This window comes from Pseudomonas sp. CM27, from assembly GCF_013179515.1.
Lineage (GTDB): Bacteria > Pseudomonadota > Gammaproteobacteria > Pseudomonadales > Pseudomonadaceae > Aquipseudomonas.
Map to the genome: position 1 here is coordinate 1 of NZ_JABMCN010000292.1, position 7,095 is coordinate 7,095.

Below are 7,095 nucleotides of genomic sequence, written 5' to 3' on the forward strand. Positions count from 1 at the left end.
AGGCCTCCAGTGGCGCACTGAAACGCTCGGCCTCAAAGCCCACGTCGTTGCGCGACAGCAGCCGGGCACTGCGGTAGAAGGCGGTGTCTTCCACGGCCTTGGCGGCGCTGGGTGCGGTCAGTTGCTGGAAGCGCACGCAGGCGTGGCGCAACTGCTTGCGCGCTCGGCCAGGGGGCAGCTGGCGCCAGGCGTGCCCACCCAGCCATTGCTCAAGCTGTTCGAGCAACGGCCAGTCGGCTTCGCTGAGGTCGTGCCGGGCGTTGGCCAGTGCCTGCTGGAAGAACGCTTCGTCCTGGGCAGGGCGGCCGCAGGCATTGAAGTAGGTGCGGTACACCGGGTAATGCGCCACCAGCGCCTGCAGCGCCCGGCGGATCGCACCCAGGGTCAGGTCGCGGGTCATGAGGTCGTTGCGTGCCACCTGCAACAGCGCCTGGGCCACCGACTCGCAGTCGCCGGCCAGGCTGGCGTTGAGCACCAGGTGCCGCGCCAGGCGTACCTCCTCGGGGAAATCGGGGCGCTCTGTCACGTTGGCCCACAGCTCAGTCAACGGCGCTTCGCCTGCGGGGTCGTGTTGCAGCAGCGACACCTGGTTCATGAACTCGTAGCCGGTGGTGCCGTCGGTAAGCCAGTCGCGATGCAGGTGTTCGTTGGCGCCGAGGATTTTTTCCACGTAGATCGGGAAGTGCTCCAGGGCCGCGTTAAGCGGGCGCCGCGCCAGCAGGCTCTCGACCCGGCGGCGCAGTTTGCGGCAGTAGCCACGCGGGTCGGCCAGGCCGTCGATATGGTCGATACGCAGGCCATCCACCAGGCCGCGTTCGATCAGCTCGAACAGCTTGGCGTGGGTGGCTTCGAACACCACGGCACGTTCGACGCGCAGGCCGCCCAGCTCGTTGATGTCGAAAAAGCGCCGCCAGTTGATGTCGTCGGCGGCCGTGCGCCAGCTGGCCAGGCGGTAGGTCTGGCGCTCCAGCAGCAGGTGCAGGCGCTTGAAGCCGTTTTCGCTGCGGCTGTCGAAGGCCACCAGGGCCGATTCCAGATCGGCGCCTTCGTGCACCAGGCGCGCCAGTTCGGCTTGCAGCGGGAGTGCATCGGCCAGCGGCGTGGCCGACGCCTCCAGCGCGGTGAAGTGCTCGGCCAGGGCCTGCAGCGCAGGGTCCGGGCTAAGGGCCAGAATCCAGCCATAGTCGATCGGGCAGATCGGGAAGCGGTGCTCGTAATGGGCGACCTGCAGCAGCCCCTGGTGCTTGTCGAACTGCAGCGGCAGCTCGCCATTCTTCAGCGCCAGGCCGTAGTCGCTGCCCAGGAATGGCAGCAGCAACTGACCGGCCAGCAACGGGTCGCTGGAGTGCCACTGGATGTCGAAGAACTCGGCATAGGGGCTGCGCCTGCCCCAGGCCAGCAGGCTCTGCCACCAAGGGTTGTCGGCGCCGCCCACGGCCATGTGGTTGGACACGGTGTCGAGGATCAGCCCCATGCCGTGCTGGCGCAGGGCGGCCACCAGCCGTTCGAGTGCTGCTTCACCGCCCAGTTCCGGGTTGACCCGGGTAGGGTCGACCACGTCGTAGCCATGGCGTGAGCCGGCGCGGGCCTTGAGAATGGGCGATGCGTAAACATGGCTGATGCCCAGTTGGGCGAAGTACGGCACCAGCGGTACGGCGTGATCGAGTGTGAAGTCGCTGTGAAACTGTAGCCGCACGGTGGCGGTCAGCGGCTTCATCGGTCACGCTCCCACGCCTGCTCGCGGGCCTGTGCCAGCAGTTCCAGGCGCCGTGCGGCGTCTTCGTCGTCCAACAGTTCACGCGCCGGCCGGGCGAAGCGTCGGCGCCAGTTGGGGTGGCCGCTGGTGGTGCCCGGCAGGTTGGGCTGCTCGTCGCAGCCCAGCAGGTCTTCGAGGGGGACCAGCACCAGCGGGGCGCGGGTGTGGCCAACATAGCGTATGGCGGCGTCGATCACGGCGTCGTTGTCCTCAAGCGGGCCATAGTTGGATTCCAGCGTGCGGCGCAGGCCGGCGTGTTCTTTCTGCCGATCATGGCGCCAGTGCAGTTCGGTGGCAGCGTCGATCAGCTGCAACCGCTGGCTCCAGTCGATATCGCGGTTCTGCAGCCAGCCGCCCAGCGGGGCCAGGTCGTGGGTGCCGGTGGTGGCCAGCGCGTTGTCCGGCCAGTCCAGAATCGGGGTGAAGTTGCCAGGCGACGCTTGCTCGAATGGCAGTACGCGCATGCCCAGCACGTTCTTTTCCGCCAGAGCCTCCCGCAGCCCTTCGGGCACGGTACCCAGGTCTTCGCCCAGGATGATGGCTTCATGGCGCACCGATTCCAGCGCCAGCAGGCGCAGCAGGTCGTCCAGTGGGTAGTTCAGGTAGGCGCCGTCGCTGGGCTTGGCCCCAGGGGGGATCACCCACAACCGACGCAGGCCCATCACGTGGTCGATGCGCAGGCCGCCAGCGTGTGCCAGGTTGGCCCGCAGCATCTCGATGAAGGCGCGGTAGCCGTTGCGTTTGAGGCCTTCCGGCGAAAACCCGCAGATGCCCCAGGCCTGGCCGGAGCGGTTGAGGATGTCGGGCGGCGCACCCACCGTCAGCTTGGCCAGCAACTCATCCTGGCGGCTCCACGCCTGGCTGCCGGCACCGTCGGCACCCACTGCCAGATCGGCGATCAAGCCGATCGCCATGCCGTTGCCGCGCGCCGCTTCCTGGGCGCGTTGCAGGCTGCGTTCGGTCAGCCACTGGCAGAATGCGTGGAACTCGATGCGGGCCGGGTAGCTGGCGGCAAAGCTCTGCACTTCGGCATGGTAGGGGTCTCGCCAGGCCTCTGGCCAGTTGCGCCAGTCGGCACCCAGGCCCCGGTCGACGGCTTCGGCCTGCAGCACTTCGAAACGGCAATGGTGTTCCAGCGCTTCGCCAGCTGCCTCGCGAAAACTGTCGAAGTCGCTGCGCTGCGGGTGTTCGCCCTGGCTGAAGTCCTTGTACAACGCCTGCAACAGCCCGTGGCGCGCTTCGGCTGCCCGAGGCCAGTCCACCAGTGGTTCCTGCTCGAGCCGTTCCAGCGTCTGCTCCAGCCCGCAGGCCTGCACGGCCAGGCGCATGGCGCGCTCGCCGAGGATCGCAGCGGGGCTGGCGTACAGGGTGTTGAGCAGCAACCGGCTCGACGGCGAGTACGGGCTGTAGTGTTGCTGATCGAATGCCGAAAGCGCGTGGATCGGGCTGATGGCCAATGCATCGGCCCCGCGTTCGGCGGCGCTGCGTGCCAGCTGCTCCAGGGCCATGCAGTCGCCGAAACCGCCATCGCCGGGGCGGCGCAGGCTGTACAACTGCGCCGAGAGCCCCCAGCAACGTGCGGGCGGTTCGTTGACCCGGTCGTGCAGGGACACGCAGCCCGCGGGCGCAACGGCCAGCGTGAATGCATGGCCTTCGACTTGCAGCTGGTGGTAACCCACCGGCAGTTGGCCCGGTAACCGGCTTTCGGCATCGAGGCGCAATTGCAGTTCGGTACCGTCCTCGAGGCGGCACTGCACCGGGCTGCCGGCTGCGAAGTAGCGCCGCAGCGCCAGCGGCTTGCCTGCATCCGCCGTCAGCAGCGGCGGCACATGCTCGGCGTCATCGCTGTGCGCGATATTGGCCAGGCTGTCACGCAGTTGGGCATCGTCTGCGGCGGGGTGGCCGAGCGCTTCCAGTACCTGGCGCAGCACTTCGTCACTGACGTGCTGCGGGCGGTTGTTGGCGTCGATCCAGTCGCGCGCCAGCCCGGCTCGCTGGGCCAGCTGGTGTAGCAAGGGTTCGCTCATGGCGCCTCCTGGCCGGCGGGCAGCAGGGTGACCACGCAGCTGTAAGGGGAAAGGTGGGTGTCGGGGTGGGCGTTGTTGCTGCTGTCGAACAGGCGCATGCCGGCAGCAGGCTGCGGCAATGGCTGGGCCTGGGCGGCAAGGTTGAGGTCGATGCGCAGCGTGCTGCCATCCCCCAGCCGCCAGCTGGCGCTGAGTGCCTTGTCGCCCAGCACCTCAGCGCCCAAGGCTCGGGTGCCCGGGAGGCGGGGCACCAGCTGTGTGCGCCGTACCGCCAGCAGTTGTTGGTACAGGCCGTGCCAGCCAGCGAGCACATCGTGGCCATCTGGGCGCGAGGTGTCGAAGGTTGACCGGGCGTTCGGGTCAGGTATGCGCTGGCGCTGTTCGGGGTCGGCGAATGCTGCGAAATGGGCGAATTCGCCGCGGCGGCCTTCGCGCACCGCATCGGCCAGCTCGTCGTGGAAATCGGTGAAGAACAGGAACGGCGCGCGGCTGCCGTCATCGTCGGCCATGAACAGCAGCGGAATCATCGGGCTCAGCAGCAGCAAGCCGGTGGCTGCCCGCAATGCCGCTGGCGGGCACAGCCGGGTAAGGCGCTCACCCAGCGCACGGTTGCCGATCTGGTCATGGTTTTGCAGGAACAGCACAAAAGCACTGGGCGACAGGTGCCCGCTCGGCTCGCCCCGGGGTTGCCCGTTGCGATTGATGTCGCCCTGGAACACGAACCCTTCGCCCAGGCAGCGGGCCAGCTTGTCGATCGGCTTGTCCCTGTAGTCTTCGTAATAGCCTTCGGTTTCGCCGGTCAGCAGTACGTGCAGCGCGTTGTGGCCGTCATCGTTCCATTGCGCGTCAAAGCCTTGTTCCAGCAGGAACGCCTGGTTGTGTTCGTTTTCCAGCACCAGCCACACCTGGCGGCCGGGTTCGACCGCCGCCCGCACACGTTGCGCCAGTTCGATGAGAAAATCGGGCTGGTCAATGGCGTGCACCGCGTCCAGGCGCAAACCGTCGAAGCGGTAGTCGCACAGCCACATCAGGGCGTTCTGGATGAAGTACTCGCGTACTTGCGGGCGGCGGAAATCGATGGCCGCGCCCCAGGGCGTCTGCCGGTCTTCACGGAAGAACGGGCTGGCGTACTGGTGCAGGAAGTTGCCGTCCGGGCCGAAGTGGTTGTACACCACATCGAGCATGACCATCAGGCCATGGCCATGGGCCTGGTCGATCAGGCTGCACAACTGTTGCGGGCTGCCGTAGCTATGCTGCGCGGCAAAGGGCAGCACACCGTCGTAGCCCCAGTTGCGGTCCCCGGGAAACTGACCGACCGGCATCAGCTCGATCGCGGTGATACCTGTGGCGGCAAGGCGTGGCAAATGGCTGGCCACGCCTTCGTAACCGCCCAGCACACCGACGTGCAGTTCCTGAATCACGGCCTCGTGCCAAGGCCGGCCTTGCCAGCTGTGTTGCCAGGCGTAGCTGGCAATGTCCACTACCTGGCTAGGCCCATGCACGCCTTCGGGTTGGTAGCGCGACGCGGGGTCGGCTACCTGCAGTTTTCCGTCGACGAGGAAGTGGTAGTTGCTACCGGGCCTGGCCGGGCCGATCCCGGTGTACCAGCCATCCTCATCGGGCAGCAGCGCAATGGCCGGCTGCTGCTCCAGTATTACGCTCACGCTGCGCGCATCGGGTGCCCAGAGGGCGAAGCGCGCCGACGTGGCGTCCAGCAAGTGTGCGCCATGCCTGTGCATCTTCGGCCCCTTTCTCAGTAATGCGCCAGGTGGGCCTGCTTGACCAGGTCCTCGTACAACCGTGCGTAGGGTTCCACGGCTTGGCACCAGTTGAACGGCTGGGTCATCGACAGGCAACGCATGGCATTGAGCAGGTCCTTCTTCTGGTAGATATAAAAGGCACGGCTGAGGGCTTCGCGGTAGCTTTCCACGGTGGATTCGTCGAACAGGAAGCCGGTGACGCCGTTTTCGATGGTGTCGGCCAGCCCGCCGGTGTTGCGCGCCACCGGCAGTGAGCCGAAGCGCTGCGCATACATCTGGCTGAGGCCACAGGGCTCGTAGCGCGACGGCATCAACAGGAAGTCGCTACCGGCGAACATGCGCCGGGCGTCGGTTTCGTTGAAACCGATGCGCACGCCGATGCGGCCGGGGTGGCGCAGCGCGAGCTCGCGCATGGCCTGCTCTTCCTCTGGCTCGCCACGGCCAATGATCGCAATCTGCCCGCCTTGCTCGACAATGTAGTCGGCCACACCCAAGGTCAGGTCCAGGCCTTTCTGGTAGACCAAGCGCGAGACCACGGCAAACAGCGGGCCCTCGGAGGGTTCGAGATCGAACAGCTCGCGCACTTCCTGGGTGTTGCGTGCCTTGCCTGCCCAGTCGTTCATGCTGAAGTTGTGCTGCAGGTGCTTGTCGGTGGCCGCGTCCCAGCTCTCGTCAATGCCGTTGGGGATGCCGCCGAGCAAACCTTGCTGCGCCTTGCTGGAGAGGAAGCCATCCAGGCCGCAGCCGAATTCGGGGGTGGTGATTTCCTGCGCGTAGGTAGCGCTTACCGTGGTGATGTGGCTGGAGTAGGCCAGGCCGGCCTTGAGGAACGACAGCTTGCCGTAGAACTCCATGCCTTCCTGCTGCATGGCGTGGTCCGGGATGGCCAGCTCCGGGCTGCAGCCACGGCTGTACACACCCTGGTAGGCCAGGTTGTGAATGGTGAACAGGGTCGGCGTGCTCAGCCCGCGCCAGTGCATGTAGGCGGGCGCCAGCCCTGCGGGCCAGTCGTGGGCGTGGACCAGTTCAGGCTTCCAGTGGATCATGCCCTCGCCAGCGGCAATCTCGGCAGCTGCCAGGCCAAGGCGGGCGAAACGGATGTGGTTGTCCGGCCAGTCGCGGCCGTTGTCGGCGGCATACGGGGTACCCGGCCGCTGGTACAGCTCTGGGCAGATCAGCACATAGATGACCAGGCCGTCGGGCAGGTCCATGCGCCCGATCTTGCACGGCGGCAGCGCCGCGTGCCCGCCCAGCGCCCCGACGATATGGATGGGGTTGTCGCTTTCCATCACTTGCGGGTAACCGGGGATCAGTACGCGCACATCATGCAAGTGGGCCATGGCACGAGGCAGGGCGGCGGAGACATCGCCCAGGCCGCCGGTTTTTACCAGGTCGGCGAATTCCGAGGTTACGAACAGCACTTTGCGCTTGTTGGGGTTGTGCTGGCGCTGAGCGCCGGGTGCCATGCCTGTCGTAGCGAAATCCGGGGTGACTGGTTCGCGGTTGTCCGAGGTAAAGGTGTCTACGTGAGGCTCGACAGCGGCACTGATCA

General features: G+C 66.6%; 4 protein-coding genes. All 4 read right to left on the minus strand.

Annotated features, from left to right (window positions below; all coding sequences use genetic code 11):
• A partial coding sequence (treY, locus tag HP547_RS25790) for a malto-oligosyltrehalose synthase (RefSeq protein WP_172288230.1) occupies positions 1 to 1,717 on the minus strand: 1,717 nt, incomplete at its 3' end.
• Positions 1,714 to 3,783, minus strand: a complete 2,070-nt coding sequence (gene malQ, locus HP547_RS25795) for a 4-alpha-glucanotransferase (protein WP_172288232.1) — start codon at positions 3,781 to 3,783, stop codon at positions 1,714 to 1,716. The genes treY and malQ, both read right to left, overlap by 4 nt.
• Positions 3,780 to 5,522 carry a malto-oligosyltrehalose trehalohydrolase gene (gene treZ, locus HP547_RS25800; protein ID WP_172232682.1) on the minus strand — a complete coding sequence of 581 codons (1,743 nt, stop codon included), beginning with the start codon at positions 5,520 to 5,522 and terminating at the stop codon, positions 3,780 to 3,782. Before treZ ends, malQ begins: the two co-directional genes overlap by 4 nt.
• Positions 5,523 to 5,536: 14 nt before the next feature.
• Entirely contained in the window at positions 5,537 to 7,093 is a 1,557-nt protein-coding gene (gene glgA / locus HP547_RS25805) for a glycogen synthase GlgA (protein ID WP_372242941.1), read from the minus strand.
• Positions 7,094 to 7,095 lie beyond the last annotated feature (2 nt).

What these genes read in the sequence shown, in the direction of transcription:
- malQ (WP_172288232.1), bottom strand. Translation starts at nt 3,783, where the DNA reads ATGAGCGAACCCTTGCTACACCAGCTGGCCCAGCGAGCCGGGCTGGCG.
- treZ (WP_172232682.1), bottom strand. Translation starts at nt 5,522, where the DNA reads ATGCACAGGCATGGCGCACACTTGCTGGACGCCACGTCGGCGCGCTTC.